At 63.9% G+C, this 16,664-nt stretch carries 17 protein-coding genes; 10 read left to right on the top strand and 7 right to left on the bottom strand.

Annotated elements, in window-relative coordinates; translation table 11 throughout:
* Positions 1–41 precede the first annotated feature (41 nt).
* A complete protein-coding gene (locus ABIG06_RS31855) occupies positions 42–638 on the bottom strand; it encodes a beta-1-3, beta-1-6-glucan biosynthesis protein (protein ID WP_124158250.1) in 597 nt (198 codons plus the stop codon).
* A 330-nt stretch (positions 639–968) separates the two neighbouring features.
* On the opposite strand from ABIG06_RS31855, the gene ABIG06_RS31850 reads away from it, so the two are divergent.
* Positions 969–2,528: a beta-(1-6) glucans synthase gene (locus ABIG06_RS31850; RefSeq protein WP_370139915.1), complete on the top strand. Its 1,560-nt coding sequence runs from the start codon at positions 969–971 to the stop codon at positions 2,526–2,528.
* On the opposite strand, the gene ABIG06_RS31845 is transcribed toward ABIG06_RS31850, so the two are convergent.
* Positions 2,488–2,868, bottom strand: coding sequence for a hypothetical protein (locus tag ABIG06_RS31845; RefSeq protein WP_124158252.1), 381 nt, complete (start codon positions 2,866–2,868; stop codon positions 2,488–2,490). The two genes, ABIG06_RS31850 and ABIG06_RS31845, sit on opposite strands and share 41 nt — an antisense overlap.
* Positions 2,869–3,021: 153 nt before the next feature.
* Here ABIG06_RS31845 and ABIG06_RS31840 point away from each other — a divergent pair, with 153 nt between their 5' ends.
* On the top strand, positions 3,022–3,168 hold the full coding sequence (locus ABIG06_RS31840; RefSeq protein WP_158626713.1) for a hypothetical protein: 147 nt from the start codon (positions 3,022–3,024) through the stop codon (positions 3,166–3,168).
* A gap of 55 nt (positions 3,169–3,223) precedes the next feature.
* Here the strand turns inward: ABIG06_RS31840 and ABIG06_RS31835 are convergent, their stop codons facing one another.
* From ABIG06_RS31835 to ABIG06_RS31825, 3 genes are all read right to left on the bottom strand, one after another.
* Positions 3,224–3,664 (bottom strand): MgtC/SapB family protein, encoded by a 441-nt coding sequence (locus tag ABIG06_RS31835; RefSeq protein WP_028178747.1) that lies wholly within the window; start codon positions 3,662–3,664, stop codon positions 3,224–3,226.
* Between the two features lie 217 nt (positions 3,665–3,881).
* Complete coding sequence (locus tag ABIG06_RS31830) at positions 3,882–4,139, bottom strand: hypothetical protein (RefSeq protein WP_370139914.1); 258 nt, start codon at positions 4,137–4,139, stop codon at positions 3,882–3,884.
* A 314-nt stretch (positions 4,140–4,453) separates the two neighbouring features.
* Positions 4,454–5,848 carry a hypothetical protein gene (locus tag ABIG06_RS31825; RefSeq protein WP_370139913.1) on the bottom strand — a complete coding sequence of 465 codons (1,395 nt, stop codon included), beginning with the start codon at positions 5,846–5,848 and terminating at the stop codon, positions 4,454–4,456.
* A gap of 175 nt (positions 5,849–6,023) precedes the next feature.
* Here ABIG06_RS31825 and glmU point away from each other — a divergent pair, with 175 nt between their 5' ends.
* Positions 6,024–7,379, top strand: coding sequence for a bifunctional UDP-N-acetylglucosamine diphosphorylase/glucosamine-1-phosphate N-acetyltransferase GlmU (gene glmU / locus ABIG06_RS31820; RefSeq protein ID WP_370139912.1), 1,356 nt, complete (start codon positions 6,024–6,026; stop codon positions 7,377–7,379).
* A 6-nt stretch (positions 7,380–7,385) separates the two neighbouring features.
* On the opposite strand, the gene ABIG06_RS31815 is transcribed toward glmU, so the two are convergent.
* A complete protein-coding gene (locus ABIG06_RS31815) occupies positions 7,386–7,604 on the bottom strand; it encodes a hypothetical protein (protein ID WP_370139911.1) in 219 nt (72 codons plus the stop codon).
* Between the two features lie 317 nt (positions 7,605–7,921).
* Here ABIG06_RS31815 and ABIG06_RS31810 point away from each other — a divergent pair, with 317 nt between their 5' ends.
* The 7 genes from ABIG06_RS31810 to panE all read left to right on the top strand — a co-directional run bounded on the left by ABIG06_RS31810 (position 7,922) and on the right by panE (position 14,448).
* Positions 7,922–8,458, top strand: coding sequence for an AAA family ATPase (locus tag ABIG06_RS31810; protein WP_370139910.1), 537 nt, complete (start codon positions 7,922–7,924; stop codon positions 8,456–8,458).
* Position 8,459: 1 nt separating this feature from the next.
* On the top strand, positions 8,460–8,852 hold the full coding sequence (locus ABIG06_RS31805; RefSeq protein WP_370140961.1) for an AAA family ATPase: 393 nt from the start codon (positions 8,460–8,462) through the stop codon (positions 8,850–8,852).
* Positions 8,852–9,490 carry a hypothetical protein gene (locus ABIG06_RS31800; protein ID WP_370139909.1) on the top strand — a complete coding sequence of 213 codons (639 nt, stop codon included), beginning with the start codon at positions 8,852–8,854 and terminating at the stop codon, positions 9,488–9,490. Before ABIG06_RS31805 ends, ABIG06_RS31800 begins: the two co-directional genes overlap by 1 nt.
* A 173-nt stretch (positions 9,491–9,663) precedes the next feature.
* Positions 9,664–11,490, top strand: coding sequence for a glutamine--fructose-6-phosphate transaminase (isomerizing) (gene glmS / locus ABIG06_RS31795; protein WP_370139908.1), 1,827 nt, complete (start codon positions 9,664–9,666; stop codon positions 11,488–11,490).
* An 84-nt stretch (positions 11,491–11,574) separates the two neighbouring features.
* Complete coding sequence (locus ABIG06_RS31790) at positions 11,575–12,345, top strand: DUF502 domain-containing protein (RefSeq protein ID WP_370139907.1); 771 nt, start codon at positions 11,575–11,577, stop codon at positions 12,343–12,345.
* A 101-nt stretch (positions 12,346–12,446) separates the two neighbouring features.
* Positions 12,447–13,286 (top strand): DUF1932 domain-containing protein, encoded by an 840-nt coding sequence (locus tag ABIG06_RS31785; RefSeq protein ID WP_424578478.1) that lies wholly within the window; start codon positions 12,447–12,449, stop codon positions 13,284–13,286.
* A gap of 232 nt (positions 13,287–13,518) precedes the next feature.
* Positions 13,519–14,448 carry a 2-dehydropantoate 2-reductase gene (gene panE / locus ABIG06_RS31780; protein ID WP_370139905.1) on the top strand — a complete coding sequence of 310 codons (930 nt, stop codon included), beginning with the start codon at positions 13,519–13,521 and terminating at the stop codon, positions 14,446–14,448.
* Here panE and recG read toward each other — a convergent pair.
* A complete protein-coding gene (gene recG, locus ABIG06_RS31775) occupies positions 14,445–16,553 on the bottom strand; it encodes an ATP-dependent DNA helicase RecG (protein ID WP_370140960.1) in 2,109 nt (702 codons plus the stop codon). The genes panE and recG overlap by 4 nt on opposite strands.
* Positions 16,554–16,664 lie beyond the last annotated feature (111 nt).

The raw sequence follows: 16,664 nt of genomic DNA, 5'->3' as shown, positions 1-16,664 counted from the left end.
TATGGCCGATCGTTCCTGAACGACAGCTGAAACGATCGCGGCTATTTCGGGGGCGCCGGGGACGGGCTTGCCGCAGGCGAGGGGCTCGCGGCCGGCTGCGGCGCCGGCGAATTAGCCGCCGCCGGTGCAGCCGGCTGAGGGGCCGCGGCAGCCGCCTGCTGCGGCTGGGCGGCCGGGTTGATCCAGCATGCGTGCACACGGCTGTCCAGGGTCTCGGCCACCTTGGGATCAATCTGGGCGCCGAACCGGGTCAGGCAGCGGAAGGCGGCCTGGATGTGGCCGCCGGGACAGCCGAAGCGGTCGTAGAGGTCGAGATGGCGGAACGCAGTGTCGAGGTCGTCGCGCCACATCAGCCGCACCACACGCCGGCCGAGCCAGACGCATTCGGGGTTGCCGGCCGGACCGTTGATGACCTGGGCAGCTTCCGCGAATTCGTCGGTACGGCGCTGGTTCTGGGCGGCATCCTTGGCGGCAGCGTCGGCCGGCTGGGTGGCGGCCTTGCCCTGGTCAGGGGCCGGTGTGCCGCTCTGGGCGGTGGCTCCGCCGACACCGATCAGAACGAGCAAGGAGGAGACGGCCAAGGTGGCGGCGAACTGCCGCAGGACCGCATTTCGTAACTCGAACACCCGTTGCCGCATGAATTCCCCAATATATCCGCTGACCGTCCGCGCCGAGACCTCGCGGACGCGCTAGCTGATGGCGTCCAAATGGGTCTCCAATGCGGCGGAAAATTCCCGTCGAATCCCATGACCTGTATTTCGAATTTTGTCCAGCAAAGTCACGATCCTAGACCACGGCCGAACGGCCGCAGCGAAATTCGGCAGGGTGGGGAGCGGGTCGGTCGCCTGTTACCCCTTGGCAGAAGGCGTGTGAGCAGGTAATCGACGGACCCTTCGCGGAGGACGGAACCGATTTCTCTTCGTACGCCACTGGCGCTTCTGCTCGTTTCACTGGGTGCGATCGCCGCCGTGTGGTGGTGGCTTGCCACACCGATCACGCTCGCGCGCGCCCCGATCGATCCCGCCGACAAGGTCCAGTGCGTCTCCTACGCACCGTTCCGCGGCGAGCAGTCGCCGCTGGACGCATGGACCCATATCGAGGCCGACCAGATCGAGCAGGACCTGCGCCAGCTCAAGCAAATCACCGACTGCGTCCGCACCTATTCGATGGAGAACGGGCTCGACCAGGTGCCGGCGATCGCCGCCAAGGTCGGCGGGCTGAAAGTGCTGCAGGGCATCTGGCTCTCCAGCAACCGCGCCAAGAACTTCGAGCAGGCCACGCTCGCCGTGCGCCTCACCAAGGAATTCCCCGACGTCATCTCCACGGTGATCGTCGGCAACGAGGTGCTGCTGCGCGGCGAGATGACGACGGCGGACCTCATCTCGATCATCCGCTCGGTGAAGGCGCAGGTCAGCGTGCCCGTCACCTATGCCGATGTCTGGGAGTACTGGCTGAAGAACCGCGAGGTCTATGACGCCGTCGACTTCGTCACGATCCACATCCTGCCGTATTGGGAGGATTTTCCCGTGAGGGCGAAATTCGCCTCCGCCCATGTCGAACAGATCCGCGAGCGCATGGCGGTGGCGTTTCCCGGCAAGGAGATCCTGATCGGCGAAACCGGCTGGCCGAGCGAGGGCCGCATGCGCGACGGCGCGCTGCCGTCGCGCACCAACCAGGCGCGGGTCGTCTCGGAAATCCTGAGCCTTGCGAAGGCGCACAAGTTTCGCGTCAATCTGATCGAGTCCTACGACCAGCCGTGGAAGCGCAAGCTGGAAGGCACCGTCGGCGGCTATTGGGGCCTGTATGACTCGGTGCGCCGGAGCCTGAAATATCCGCCGGGCGAGCCGATCAGCAATTTCCCGTACTGGAAATGGTACATGGGCGCGGGCATGGGCCTCAGCGTGCTGGTGTTCGCGGTCGCGCTGATCACGCTGCGCCGGCGGCCCTGGACGCCGCGCTTCCCGGCCTGGCTCGGCGTCGGCATCTCGGCGACGACGGCGGGTATCCTGCTCGGAATCGGCATCGACAAGATGTACTATGAGAGCTACGGCATCGGTGGCTGGCTGCTGTGGGGCGCGCTGCTGCTCGCCGGCATCCTGTCGCCGATCTTCTGCGCCCAGGCGATGGTGATCGGCCGCAGCCTGCCGACCTTCCTCGATCTGCTCGGCCCGCGCGAGGGCCGGAAATGGTCGAAGCTGACCGCCGTGCTCGGCCTGACGCTCGCGGTGACCGCGGTGATCGCGGCCGCGACTGCGCTCGGCTTCGTGTTCGACCCGCGCTACAAGGATTTTCCCTACGCCGCGCTGACGATGGCGGTGGTGCCGTTCGCGCTGCTGACGCTGAACCGGCCGCAGATCGGCCAGCGTCCGATCGCGGAAGCGGTGTTCGCGGGCGTGCTGGCGCTGTCGGCCGCCTATGTGCTGGTCAACGAAGGCCGCGACAACTGGCAGTCGCTGTGGACCTGCGCGATTTATCTCCTGTTCGCCCTCACGCTGTGGCGGGCGCGGGCCGAGCAAATCCGAGAATGAACAGGCCGATCGCAAGGCCCGACAGCACGACATTGTAGAGCACGATGCCGAGGCCGGCGGCGACGATGCCGACGGTGAGCAGCACGATCGACGGCCGCATCAGGTTCAGCGTTGCCACCACCAGCGCGACGATGCCGAACACCGAATTCTTGAACAGGACGGTCGCCACCGAACGCGCCTTGCAGATCGCAGTCTGCAGGCCGGCGTCGCAGGCAAGTGCGACTGTCGAGAGCTCGATGCCGAGATACCGCAGGTAACTGGCATAGCCGACGGAGAGGAAGCCGACGACGATCAGGAACTGCACCTGGTAGGGCGTGAGGCGGAAGGGCTTTTTTGTCATGGGCGCAATATGGTCGGGATGGGGCGGACAGGCAACAGGGCAGGCGATGTTTCCGCTGATCCGGCTCGCCCGGGCGACGTCCAGGAACATGCAAGGATCGAGCTGGTTCTGAACAATGTGACACCCAACGCATGTTGCGGTCGAGGAGTGAGCATGGACAAGCCAACGCAGAAGCAGCTGAGCGAACTCAAGAGGCTGAGCAAGGAGGCGCGGGTCGACGATTGGTCGGAAATCGTCCAGTCAAAGGACGAAGCGGAGATGCGCATACGGGATCTGAAGGAAAAGGCGCGCATGGAGTAGGTTCGCGCGAGAAGCCATCAGAGCTGACCCTGCTCCCTGGTGCCCGACGCCAAGGTCATTTCAACCCCAGCCGGCGCTCGACCCAGCCCAGCACGAACAGCACGAGCAACGTCACCGCGATGGCTGCTCCGACGAGCAGCCAGGCTCCCAATGCGCAGGCGATGCCGAGGCCGGCCGCGATCCAGACCGTTGCGGCCGTGGTGAGGCCGTGAACCGTCTTCGCCTTGGCGTCGTGCAGGATGACGCCGGCCCCGATGAAGCCGACGCCGGTCAACACGCCGGCAACGACGCCCTGAATGACCCGGGAGATCGCATCCGGATGGTCGCGCAGGTTCTGGAACTCGATCACGGAGATCGAGACCAGCGCGGAGCCGAGAGCCACCAGTGCCAGGGTTCGCATTCCCACCGGCTTGTCGTTCATGTCGCGATCGATGCCGATCAGCAGCCCCGTTCCGGCCGCGACGAGAAGCCTGAGGACATCATCCAGCTCGTTCATAAAAACCCACGAGTTCGGAAAAAGAGCGACATTTGGATTGCGCCGGAAACGACTGCAAGCTTGCTGCGAAAGAGCGGCTCAGGTCCAAGCGTCCGTTGGTCGCATGCACGGTCGAGCGATCATCGGGATCGTGCGGTGCGGCGAGCTCTGACAGCGCGACGGCGCCGGCCGGGAAGGTCGGCGCCGTCTGGCGGAGTTGACGACTTGCCTTACGTCGTCACTTCCTCTTGGTGCTCGAACCCGTGGTGCTCTGCATCTTCTGCCCGGGTGCACTTTCCGAGTGGCCCGGCCCAGCGGTGGTGTTGGTCTGATGGCCCGGCGCGTATTCGGAGGCGCCGGGACCTGTCGATTTCTTCGTCGTGTTCTGCATCTGTTGGCCCGGTGCGTTGCTCGAAGCGCCCGGCGATTTTGTCGTTTGCGCAAGCGCCGAGGATGCGGCGAGAACAGCGGCCGTTGCGATGATGAGTGTCTTCACCTGTGTCTCCCTTGGTCATGGAGGCGGGCACGAGTGCTTCTGCCTGTCGGCCGCTCCGGTTCGTGACCGGGATAACTTGGCAGCGGGCGGCTGGTTTCGAAGACGGGCTGAAAAATGAGTCCGGCTGCGTGCGCGATGAGATGCCGTCATTCACCGCGCGTTCAGGTGAAGCGGAGTCCATTCCCTAAGGCGAGATGCGATCAGGACGACTCGTCATCGCCCTTTAGGTTGATGTTTCAGCATGATCTCCGCGCAAACGCGTTCCGCGCTTGTCGCGAGGGAAAGCCGCTGCGCACTTTTCCGGATCGTGCTCGCTAGCGTCTGAAGAACGACGACAGCGTCGATCCCGCAGACGGAGATGCTGCCTCCGGTTTCGCCGGCGCCGGCGCGGGCTGCGCCGCGGGAGCGGGCGCAGGCTCCTCGCGCTTCGATCGTTTCGATGAGTAGTTGCGGCGGCGCTGCGGCTTCTCGGGCTTTGCGCTCGGCGCAGTTTCGGCTTGCGGCGCCGCGTCCTGATTCTTCTCCGAGCTCTTCTCTTGAACTCTGTCTTGAGTTTTCTCTTGCGCTTTTTCCTGGCTCTTTTCTTGGCCCTTCTCCTGCCCCTTCTCCTGGCCGCCACGCATCGATAGGCGCTGACCATCGAATACGGTGGTCTCGCAGTGACGGTCGTTCTCGGCGAGGCTCGCGCAGAATTTTGCGGCGACGGCGGCGTTCAGCAGTGGGCCGGCTCCTAAGCGAAGCTGCATGCCGAGGCCGGTGGTGCCTTCCTTGATCATGATGATCGGCCGCAGCGCCGCGATCTCCGGATGGGACTTGGTCAGGCCGCGCCAGAGCGCGCGCAGGCCGTCGATCGAGTTGGCGCCGCCGAGATCGATCGCAAAACGCGTCTGCTGAACCGCGATCGCTGGGGATTCGTTCTCGGCTGCTTCGGGGGGCTTGGTTGCTGCCGCGACGACCTCGGCGGCGGCGGGCGCCGGCTCGGCCTTCTTCTCGGCAGCCTTCTCAGCGGCCTCCGGTTGAGCCAGTTTCGGTGCGGATGAATCCGGCGGCGCCATGAGCGACTTCGACGGCACCAGCGGAATGGCCGGCAGCGCCGAATTCATTGCCGGAGTCTGCTGCACGAGCGAGGCGGCGGCTGCGGTCTGCGGCGGTGGGCTCGGGGCCTCCTTCAGCGATTCCTTCGGAATATCCTTCTGAGAATCCCTGGCGGCCTCGGTGCGCGGCTTCTCGCTTGGCGGAGTTGGACTAGAGGCGACCGGCGCGACGCTGGGAGCTGCGGGTGCCGGGTCCTGCGGCTTCGCGCCCTGCTGCGGCGTGGCGGTTTGCTTTGCAATGGCACCGGTGACGGAATCGAGCCCTTGCTCCAGCACGGTGACGCGCGAATAGAGCCGGTCGCGGTCCGAGTTCAGCGTCTCGATGGCGGCGGCGAGCCGGCGGGCCTCGTTCTGGCTCTCCTTGGTCAGCATCTGGAGCCGGTCGGCCTGGCGCGCGAGATCGGCGGCGGCAGCCTGGTCGCGCCGCCAGCCGAGCTGGGCCTGGTTGGCCATCACCGCGACGACCACTGCGCCCACGGCCGCTACGGCCCACGAGCCCAGCCGCCACATCATGCGCCGGTCGAACGCGCTTTCCTCCGCCAAAAGTCCGGAGAACAGCCCGCCGGTCTCCTTGGTGCCGAAGGCATTCGCCAGTCGGTCGGAATCCTTTGCCATGTACGTTTAGTGCCCAGCCCCGGTCCGGGCTTCCCCGAATCAATCAGGGAACATTAACAGGAAAAGCGCCTCGCACTTGAATTCCGGGCGTTTGCGGGGGTAGCAAGGCCATAGCTTCCGAGGGGGCTCGCTGCCCGTCACGCCAATTGATTCGGCTATGTCCGCCAGGATTTCGATGACCGCCCGTTCCAGCCTCACGATCGTGCTCGCCGCCGGCGAAGGTACGCGCATGCGATCGAGCCTGCCGAAAGTGCTGCATCAAGTGGCGTCCCAGACGCTGCTCGCGCATGTGCTCGCCGCCGCACCCAAGGGAGCCGGCACCTCGCTGGCGGTGGTGATCGGCCCCGACCACCAGGCGGTCGCGGATGAGGCGAAGCGCATCCGCCCCGACACGCTCACCTTCGTGCAGAGCGAACGCCTCGGCACCGCGCACGCAGTCTTGGCGGCGCGCGAGGCGATCGCGCGCGGTGCGGATGATCTCCTCATCGCATTCGGCGACACGCCGCTGATCTCGGCCGAGACCTTTGCGCGGCTGCGCGCGCCGCTCGCCAGCGGCGCAGCGATTGCCGCGCTCGGCTTTCGCGCCGCCGATCCGACCGGCTACGGCCGCTTCATCGTCGAGGGCGACCGCCTGGTCGCGATCCGCGAACAAGCCGACGCCAATGCGGACGAGCGCAAGATCGATCTGTGCAACGCCGGCGTGATGGCGATCGACGGCCGCCGCGCACTCGACATCCTTGGGCAAATCGGCAATGCGAATTCCAAGGGCGAATATTATCTGACGGACGCAGTCGAGATCGTCCGCGAAAAGGGATGGGAGTCCGTGGTGATCGAGACCAGCGAGGACGAGGTGCGCGGCATCAACACCAAGGCGCAGCTCGCCGAAGCGGAAGGCGTGATACAGGCGCGCTTGCGCAAGGCGGCGATGGAGGCCGGCGTCACTCTGATCGCGCCGGAGACAGTTTATCTCTCCGCGGACACCGTGTTCGGCAAGGACGTGACCATCGAGCCGTTCGTGGTGATCGGCCCCGGTGTGTCGATCGCGGACGGCACCGTGATCCATTCATTCTCGCACATCGTCGAGACCACGCTCGGCAAGAACGTCTCGATCGGTCCCTATGCGCGGCTTCGTCCCGGCACCTCGCTCGGCGACGGCGCGCGCATCGGCAATTTCGTCGAGACCAAGGCGGCGACGCTCGAGGCCGGCGTCAAGGTCAATCATCTCTCCTATATCGGCGATGCCACGGTCGGCGCCAACTCCAACATCGGCGCCGGCACCATCAGCTGCAACTACGACGGCTTCAAGAAGCACAGAACGGTAATCGGGCAGGGCGCGTTTGTCGGCACCAACTCTTCGCTGGTCGCCCCGGTGACAATCGGAAAGGGCGCCTATATCGGCTCCGGCTCGGTGATCACGAAGGATGTACCCGACGATGCGATGGCGCTGGAGCGCACCCACCAGGTCATCAGGGAAGGCGGCGCGGCGCGACATCGCGAGATGAAGAGGGGCGGCAAGAAGCCGGAGAAGTAAGCGGCGCTATTCGTCGTCAGCGAATTCGGAGAAGATGGCGCGGGTCAGGCGCCAGCCGCGCGGCTTGGCGCGCTTCACCGGCTCGCCTTCGGCATGCTTGACGAAGACGGGCTTGCTTTCCTTGCCGCGCATGGGCGGCGGCCAATGCGCAAGGTGCGTGCCCGTGGTCTCGTTGGCGCGCAGATACATCGACGACAGACCCTTGCGGTCGGATGAGCCTTTCATGGCCTTGTTCTCCTGGCCGGAATCGTTGGTCAAATGTATTGACAATGAGTTAACGTGCGCGGTTTAAGGCCGGCCAATTCGACGCAGGCCGAGCAACGGTTCTTGATGGGGACGTGAAAAGTCTCCCCCAAATCTGAGCAGAACAGTCTGAAAGTCCAATCCGAAGCGGTTAGGCTCGCGCGCGAGGGAGGCGGAAAACTGCAAACGTTGATCTACTTAGTAATTGAATTTGCTCTCGAAATCTCTACAGCGCTTGTTTGACGACCACAAGCGATGGTAGGGAGCGTCAGCGGGATCCGCGCGGATAGGCTATTCACGTGCTTAGAACAATCGAAGTCCAAAACTACAAGTCCATCGAGAAGCTGAGTCTGCTTCTTGGGAGGATCAACATTTTCATCGGCGAGAATGGTGCGGGAAAGAGCAATATCTTGGAAGCCATTGCGCTTGCTGGGGCTGCGCAAGCTGACAAGCTCGATAATGAGTTTCTGGCGTCTCGTGGCATTCGCGTCACCGCGCCGCAGTTAATGCGATCAGCTTTCAAGGCACGCAGTACGAGTGAACCGATTAAAATATCGGTCGTCTTGGAGACTGGAGCCGAGTTTAGCTATGAATTGAGTAATGACAACAAACCGTATTCCGCTTGGCACGTTGCCGTAGGTCATACCCCACGAGGAAATATCGAGCCAATCGGAAACTGGATAGCGCAAGTCTTTGCTGCTCTTCCTGACGACGAGGCTCGCAAGACGCTTGCCAAAAACTTGTTCTCCAAAGCCGAGCCAGATGCAAATGGAAGGATAACCCTCAAGGTCGAAGTTCCTGAGAACATGAGTCCGAGATCGCTTCCTAGATGCTAAGCTGTCTAGTTTCGACCAAAGGAGCGCTAACGAAGGATTTCTCTTTCTAACGTTCTATCTCGCACTGTTCACAAGCAAGCTCACGCCGAGTTTCTTTGCGGTAGATAACGTCGATGCTTCTCTTAATCCAAAGCTTTGCGAAGCATTGATGCGCCGCTTAGTTGAGCTTGCGAAAGAGCACGAGAAGCAAGTTATTTTGACAACTCACAATCCTGCATTGCTTGATGGTCTCAATCTTGGTGATCGAGAGCAGCGCCTTTTTATTGTGTCTCGCAGCCCAAACGGGCAAACTCGCGTTCGATTCTTTGAGACTAAACCGTCGAGTGCGAAACCTAGGCGGCTGTCCGAGCTCTTCTTGAGCGGCGTTCTTGGCGGACTTCCCAAGGGGTTTTGATGCCGACATTTGCGCTTGTTTCCGAGGGGATCACCGACCAGATCATTTTGGAGCAGATAATCCATCAGTTCCTCGCGGATCGCTTCGATAACGATCTGGATATCAATCCTCTTCAGCCACTGCGTGATGCAACCGATACGGCCATCGCGGCTCCTCACGGGGGGTGGGAACTTGTGCTTGAATTCTGTGAAGAGCGCGTAATGGATGCCCTGTCGGCGAATGACTATGTCGTAATTCATTTGGACACGGATCAGGGGGATCATCCAAATTTTGGGCTACACTTGATATGTCAGGGGGGCGACCGACCATATGACGAGCTAGTCGCTGACGCGATAAAGATTATTGCAGCGCGCGTTGGTGGACAGGTATACGCCGCCCACGTGGACCGTCTGCTATTTGCAATTTCGGTCCACACAATGGAGAGTTGGTTACTCCTGTATTTTCTAGATCGCAACGAGCCGAAAAACAGCCTCTCACGCCTTAATCGAGAATTGACTAGGCAAAATAAGTCGCCGCTGGTTAAGGAGGCAGCCCACTACAAGCGCATCGCAGGCAAGATTAAGCGCAAGAGGTTGTCGGCGCTAAATGGTACAAATACGAGTTTGGGTATGTTTTTGGAGAGGCTTTCTGCTATCTAAGGATACCGGCTGCCCATGCCATTGGAAGTGGAAGATTGTTGGCCGAAGGCCGATCGGTGCGCGGGTATGACAATCAGCAATAATTATTGAGTATCTGGTTCCCTGCGATTTTCGCTAAAAACTGAGCGCGTCGTTTAGGCGATTTTTCGACGATTTGGGGGATAGTGATCCGCATGTGCGGGATTGTCGGCATTCTCGGGCGCGAGCCGGTTGCAGAGCAATTGGTGGATTCGCTCAAACGTCTTGAATATCGCGGCTATGATTCCGCGGGCGTCGCCACGCTCGAAGGTGCGCACCTCGAGCGCCGCCGCGCCGAGGGCAAGCTGAAGAATCTGGAGAAGCGGCTCGAGGCCGAGCCTCTGAAGGGCACGACCGGGATCGGCCACACGCGCTGGGCCACTCACGGCAAGCCGACGGTCAACAATGCTCATCCGCACGCGACCGAGCGCGTCGCTGTCGTTCACAACGGCATCATCGAGAATTTCCGCGAGCTGCGCGAGGAGCTCGAGAAGAACGGCACGGTGTTCCACACCGAGACCGACACCGAGATCGTGCTGCATCTCGTCGACGATTTGCTCGCGCGCGGCAACAAGCCGGTCGAAGCCGTCAAGCTGACGCTGGCGCGGCTGCGCGGCGCCTTCGCGCTCGGTTTCATCTTCTCCGGCGACAACGACCTCATGATCGGGGCTCGCAACGGACCGCCGCTGGCGATCGGCTACGGCGACGGTGAGATGTATCTCGGCTCCGACGCCATCGCGCTCGGCCCGTTCACCGACACGATCAGCTATCTCGAAGACGGCGACTGGGTCGTGCTGACCCGCAAGAGCGCGACGATCTTCGACAAGGACGGCTACACCGTCCAGCGCGACAAGATCAGGCACGCCGCCTCGACCTCGCTGGTCGACAAGGCCAATTACCGCCACTTCATGGCGAAGGAGATCCACGAGCAGCCGGAAGTGGTCGGCCACACGCTGGCGCGCTACGTCGACATGGCGACCGAGCGCGTCGCGCTGCCGGTCAAGCTCCCGTTCGACTTCAAGACCATCCAGCGCATCAACATCACGGCGTGCGGTACCGCGAGCTATGCCGGCTTCGTCGCGAAGTACTGGTTCGAGCGCTTTGCGCGCGTGCCGGTCGAGGTCGATGTCGCCTCCGAATTCCGCTACCGCGAGGCTCCCTTGCGCAAGGGCGATCTCGCCATCTTCATCTCGCAGTCCGGCGAGACCGCCGACACCCTGGCCGCGCTGCGCTACGCCAAGGCGCAAGGCGTGCACACGGTCTCCGTCGTCAACGTGCCGACCTCCACGATCGCGCGCGAGAGCGAGACCGTGCTGCAAACGCTCGCGGGACCGGAGATCGGCGTCGCCTCGACCAAGGCTTTCACCTGCCAGCTCATGGTGCTGGCAAACCTTGCGATCGCGGCCGGCAAGGCGAGAGGCGAATTGTCCGACGAGGACGAGACCAGGCTGGTCCATGGCCTCGTCGAGGTCCCGCGCCTGATGGCGGATGCGCTCACCAGCGAGCCCCAGATCGAAAAGCTCGCGCACAGGATCGCCAAGTCGCGCGACGTGCTCTATCTCGGCCGCGGCACCAGCTTCCCGCTGGCGCTCGAAGGCGCGCTGAAGCTGAAGGAGATCTCCTACATCCACGCCGAAGGCTATGCCGCCGGCGAGCTGAAGCACGGGCCGATCGCGCTGATTGACGAGACCATGCCGGTCGTCGTCATCGCGCCCCATGACCGGGTGTTCGAAAAGACTGTCTCCAATATGCAGGAGGTCGCCGCGCGCGGCGGCAACATCATCCTGATGACGGATGCCAAGGGCGCCGCGGAGGCGACCGTCGAGTCCCTCGTCACCATCGTCATGCCCGACATGGCGGCGGCCTTCACGCCGATGGTCTATGCCGTCCCCGTGCAGCTGCTCGCCTATCACACGGCTGTCGTCATGGGTACCGACGTCGACCAGCCTCGCAACCTCGCCAAGTCGGTGACCGTGGAATAGCCGGACGGGATATCGGTCGGTCGTGGTCTTCCAAAACCTGCTAGAAGACCCTAGCTTGTTTGCAGCGACCGACCTGGAACCCGTATGACCCCCCGCGACGACGCGCCTGCGCCTCTTGAGCCTGTTCCGGAACCGCATACCGGCCTGATGGGCCGTTTCCGCAATTATTTCCTGACCGGCCTCGTAGTGACGGGACCGATCGCGATCACCCTCTATCTAGTCTGGTGGTTCGTCACCTGGGTCGACGGCGTGGTGCGGCCATTTGTGCCGCTGGCCTACCGACCCGAAACCTATCTGCCTTACGTCATTCCCGGCTGGGGACTGGTCGTCGCATTCTTCACGCTGACGCTGGTCGGCTTCCTGGCGGCCAATCTGATCGGCCGGACGCTGGTCGACGTCGGCGAGACCTTCCTCGGCCGGATCCCGGCCGTGCGTGCCATCTATCGCGGCCTGAAGCAGGTGTTCGAGACGCTGTTCTCGGGCAAGGGCTCGAGCTTCCGGAAAGTGGGCTTGGTCGAGTTTCCCTCGCCGGGCATGTGGTCGATCGTGCTGATCTCGCAATCGCCGAACGAGGACATCGCGCGCAACCTGCCGGGCCAGGAGGAGCACGTCTCGGTGTTCCTGCCGTGCTCGCCGAACCCGACGACCGGCTTCTTCTTCTATGTCCCGAAGAGCAAGATCATCGAGGTCGATCTCACCGCCGAGGATGCCGCGACGCTGATCATGTCGGCCGGCGTGGTGCAGCCGGGCTCGGCCCCCGATCCGAAGAAGGCGGCGGCGCTTGCCGGAGTGGCCAATGCCGCGCGCATCGCCAATGCCTCCAAGCTCCAGCCCGAGCCTGCGAAGGCGGAGTAGGGCCATTCCCCCGCGGGATGGCCGCGTTCACGCAGGCGTTTTCGTCATCTGCTACTCTCCGATTGACCGGGCGCCTCGCTCGGAAGGATTTGGAGTGCACGATGTCCAAGACCATTGCGATCCTCGCGCCCGGTGCCATGGGCAGCGCCGTACATGGCGCGCGCGTGCTGACCTCCTTGAGGGGACGCAGCGAGGCGACGCTGAAACGCGCGGCGGACGCCGGCATGGTCGGCGCCGAGGACGAGGCGATCGCCGAGGCCGACATCATCCTCTCGATCGTGCCGCCAGGCGAAGCCGTCAAGCTGGCTGAGCGGCTGGCCGCGCTGATCGTCAGGCGCGAGAAGAAGCCAGTCGTGGTCGATTGCAACGCGGTCAACGTCGACACAGTGCAACGGATCGAGGAGATCATCGGCTCGGCCCAGGCCCCATTCGTCGATGCCGGTATCATCGGCTTCCCGCCGCAGCCGGGCGGCAAGAGCCCGGCCTTCTACATGTCCGGCGAGTTCGCCAGCGAGGTCGCCGTGCTGAAGGACCTCGGCCTCGACGTGCGAATCGTCGAAGGCCCGGTGGGCGCGGCATCCGCTCTGAAAATGTCCTATGCCGGCATCGTCAAGGGCCTCGCCGGCATCGGCTCGGCCATGGTGATCGCGGCCACGAAGGCCGGCGCGGCCGATGCGCTGCGCGACGAACTCGCGCTCAGCCAGCCGGCGATCCTGGCGCGGCTCAAAGTGGCGCTGCCCGACATGATTCCGAAAGCCTATCGCTGGGTCGCGGAGATGCGGGAGATTTCCGGCTTCCTTGGTCCCGACCATCCGGCTGGCCAGATCTACGAGGGCTTTGCGCGCTGGTTCGAGCATCTCGCGGCGGATGCGACAGGTGAGGCGGTGGATGCGGAGCTGATGAAGGCATTCGCTGCGAGCATCGCGCAGAAGAAGACCTAGTCGTCAGGGACTGCCGAAAACGACTCCAGAAAGCCTTGGACGTCCCGGTCGCGTTTCAAGCGTAAAACGTGTGCCGAACTCCACCCACATCGCCATTGCGAGCGAAGCGAGGCAATCCAGAATCTTTCCGCGGAGGGACTCTGGATTGCTCGCTTCGCTCGCAATGACGGGGAGGAGACGGCGCCAGGCCCATCTGTTACTATTCTGCGGAAGCAGGCGCATCGGAGTTCGAATGAGAGTGCTGGTGATCGGCGCGGGCGCGCTTGGCGGGTATTACGGCGCTTGCCTCGTCCGGGCAGGCCGCGACGTGACCTTCCTGGTGCGCGAGAAGCGGGCCGAGCAATTGCGGCGGAATGGATTGCAGGTCGTGAGCCCGCACGGCGACTTCGCGGTGCAACCGAAGCTTCTTGCGGCCGGTGAACTCAAGGAGCCGTTCGACGTCATGCTCGTCGGCGTGAAGGCCTATTCGCTGGATGACGCGATGAGCCAGTTTGCGCCCGCCGTCGGTCCTGACACGATGATCCTGCCGATCCTGAACGGGTTAAAACATCTCGACACTCTCACCGCCAGGTTCGGCGCGGCTCGTGTCCTCGGCGGGCTCGCGAATGTCAGCGCCGGGCTCGATGCGGAGGGCCGGGTCGTTCACTTCATGGCCAATCAGACCATCGTCTTCGGCGAGATCGCGGGCGCACTGAGCGAACGTGCGCTCGCCCTGGAAAAGCTGCTCCAGATCCCCGGGATCGACGTGCGCGCCAGCGAAGCGATCATGCAGGACATGTGGGAGAAGTTCGTTCAGCTCTCGACGCTCGCCGCCATCACCTGCCTGATGCGCGCGAGCATCGGAGACATCCTGGCCGTCCCCAACGGGGAGCAGTCCATCTTCCGCCTGTTCGCCGAATGCTGCGCCATTGCGACGGCCTCCGGTTTTGCGCCGCGCGATCCGTTCATCGAGTTCGACCGAAAGCTGTTTACGACCCTGGACTCGCCGCTCAAGGCCTCGATGCTGCGCGACATCGAGCGCGGCTCGATCACCGAGGCAGAGCACATCCTGGGCGATATGGCCAATCGCGCCCGTGCGCTCGGCATCGACACGCCGCTGCTGGATCTCGCCCGCGCGCATGTGGCGGCCTACGAGGTTGGGCGACGAAGAGCGGCCGGCTAACCCGCCCCGATCAGCGGGATCGCCTCGTCCCGCTCGTACAGATACAGCAGGCAGCGCAGCGCCTCGCCGCGCTCGCCTTTCAGCTTCGGATCCTCTTCAAGGATCCGCAGCGCCTCGTCTCTCGCCTGGGCGATCAGCTGGCCGTGCACCTCCGGGCGCGCGATGCGATAGCCGGGCAGGCCGCTCTGGCGCACGCCCAGCACGTCGCCTTCGCCGCGTAGCTTCAGGTCCTCCTCGGCGATGCGGAAGCCGTCGGTGGTCTCGCGGATCACTTTCAGCCGCGCCTTCGACATCTCGCCGAGTGGCTCGCCATAGAGCAGAATGCAGGTCGAGGCTTCGGAGCCGCGTCCGATGCGGCCGCGGAGCTGGTGCAGCTGGGCAAGGCCGAAACGCTCGGCGTTCTCGATCACCATGATGGTCGCGGCGGGCACGTCGACGCCGACCTCGACAACGGTGGTCGCGACAAGGAGCCCGATCTCATGGGCGGCGAACTGGCCCATGACGCGATCCTTCTCGGTGCCTTTCATCTGGCCGTGGACGAGGCCGACACGGTCGCCGAAACGTTTTTGCAGGGTCTCGAAACGCTTGGTCGCGTTGGTGAGATGCTCGGTGCCTTCGGCCTCGGGTTCTTCGACCAGCGGACAGATCCAGTAGACCAGCTTGCCGGCTTCGAGCGCGCGGCCGACCCCCTCCATGACCTCGCTGATCCGGCTCATCGGCACCGCGCGGGTGTCGATCGGCTGGCGGCCGGCGGGCTTTTCGCGCAGCTCGGAGATGTCCATGTCGCCGAAATAGGTCAGCACCAGCGTACGCGGAATCGGCGTCGCGCTCAGCACCAGCACGTCGACCGCCTCGCCCTTGGACGTCAGCGCAAGCCGTTCGCGCACGCCGAACCGATGCTGCTCGTCGACGACGGCGAGCGCGAGATCATGGAAGATCACATCGTCCTGGATCAGCGCATGGGTGCCGACGAGGAGATCGATCTCGCCTGCGGCGAGCCGGGCGATGATCTCACGCCGTTCCTTGCCTTTCTCGCGGCCGGTGAGGATGGCGACACGCATTCCGGCCCGCTCGGCGAGCGGGGCGATGGTCTTGATGTGCTGACGCGCCAGAATTTCCGTCGGCGCCATCAGCGCGGCCTGCTTGCCGACTTCGGCGACGGCGGCGGCTGCGAGCAGCGCCACCACGGTCTTGCCGGACCCGACGTCGCCCTGGAGCAGCCGCAGCATGCGGACGGGCTGCTTCAGATCCTCGGCGATGGCGGCCGCAGCGCTGCGCTGGGAGGGGGTGAGCGCGTAAGGAAGGGCGTCGATGATCTTGTTGCGCAGGTGCCCGTCGCCGGCATTGCGGACGCCGGCGGGGCGGCGCAGCTGTGCGCGGATCAGGGCCAGCGCGAGCTGGCCGGCCAGGAGCTCGTCGAAGGCGAGGCGCGACCAGAACGGCTGGTCCGGCAATATGTCGGTCAGCTCGACCGGCTGGTGCACGCGGGTGAGCGCTTCCGCGACCGGCGGGAAGTGGCAGCGTCGCAGCACCTCGGGGCTGATCCACTCCGGCAAGGCAGGAAGCTTCAGCAGCGCCTGCGCGATCGCGCGGCGGAGCGAGCCGAGCGCGAGGCCTTCGGTCAGCGGATAGACCGGATCGATGCCCGACAGTTTCGAGATCGCCTCCTCGTCGAGCACGCGGTCCGGATGGACGATCTGCGGGATGCCGTCGTACATCTGCAGCGTGCCGGAGACGTAGCGCTTCTCGCCGACCGGCAGCAGTTTTTCGACATAGCCCGGCTTGGCGCGGAAGAACGTGAGCACGACATCGCCGGTGTCGTCGCTGGCGTAGACGAGATACGGCGCGCGCGCATTGCGCGGCGGGGGCGGGCGGTGGCGATCAACGGTAACTTCCAGCGTCACCATGGTTCCAACGGCTGCGTCGCGGATCTTCGGCCGGGCCCGACGGTCGATGACCTGGCTCGGCAGATGCAGCAGCAGGTCGACCAGCCGGGGCGTCTCGCTGCGGCTGAGCAGGTACTGCAACAGCTTGTCCTGCTTCGGACCGACGCCGGGCAGGCTGGTCACGGGAGCAAACAGCGGATTGAGCAGGCTGGGGCGCATTCGTGCAACAATCGTCATGCGCGGGCTCGACCCGCGCATCCATCTATTCACGAGGATGGATTGCCGGGTCCCGGCTCCGCAAGGGGCTTCGCCGGGCTCCCGATAGCAGGC

It is taken from the genome of Bradyrhizobium sp. USDA 326, assembly GCF_049739485.1.
GTDB lineage: Bacteria > Pseudomonadota > Alphaproteobacteria > Rhizobiales > Xanthobacteraceae > Bradyrhizobium.
The sequence above is the reverse complement of the archived record's forward strand: the minus strand, read 5'-3'. Positions and strand labels throughout refer to the sequence as shown.

Bases quoted from the DNA above. Each gene is read 5' to 3' on its own strand.
- ABIG06_RS31855 (WP_124158250.1), bottom strand. From the start codon at position 638: ATGCGGCAACGGGTGTTCGAGTTACGAAATGCGGTCCTGCGGCAGTTC.
- ABIG06_RS31845 (WP_124158252.1), bottom strand. From the start codon at position 2,868: ATGACAAAAAAGCCCTTCCGCCTCACGCCCTACCAGGTGCAGTTCCTG.
- ABIG06_RS31840 (WP_158626713.1), top strand. From the start codon at position 3,022: ATGGACAAGCCAACGCAGAAGCAGCTGAGCGAACTCAAGAGGCTGAGC.
- ABIG06_RS31835 (WP_028178747.1), bottom strand. From the start codon at position 3,664: ATGAACGAGCTGGATGATGTCCTCAGGCTTCTCGTCGCGGCCGGAACG.
- ABIG06_RS31825 (WP_370139913.1), bottom strand. From the start codon at position 5,848: ATGGCAAAGGATTCCGACCGACTGGCGAATGCCTTCGGCACCAAGGAG.
- glmU (WP_370139912.1), top strand. From the start codon at position 6,024: ATGACCGCCCGTTCCAGCCTCACGATCGTGCTCGCCGCCGGCGAAGGT.
- ABIG06_RS31815 (WP_370139911.1), bottom strand. From the start codon at position 7,604: ATGAAAGGCTCATCCGACCGCAAGGGTCTGTCGTCGATGTATCTGCGC.
- ABIG06_RS31800 (WP_370139909.1), top strand. From the start codon at position 8,852: ATGCCGACATTTGCGCTTGTTTCCGAGGGGATCACCGACCAGATCATT.
- glmS (WP_370139908.1), top strand. From the start codon at position 9,664: ATGTGCGGGATTGTCGGCATTCTCGGGCGCGAGCCGGTTGCAGAGCAA.
- ABIG06_RS31790 (WP_370139907.1), top strand. From the start codon at position 11,575: ATGACCCCCCGCGACGACGCGCCTGCGCCTCTTGAGCCTGTTCCGGAA.
- ABIG06_RS31785 (WP_424578478.1), top strand. From the start codon at position 12,447: ATGTCCAAGACCATTGCGATCCTCGCGCCCGGTGCCATGGGCAGCGCC.
- panE (WP_370139905.1), top strand. From the start codon at position 13,519: ATGAGAGTGCTGGTGATCGGCGCGGGCGCGCTTGGCGGGTATTACGGC.
- recG (WP_370140960.1), bottom strand. From the start codon at position 16,553: ATGCGCCCCAGCCTGCTCAATCCGCTGTTTGCTCCCGTGACCAGCCTG.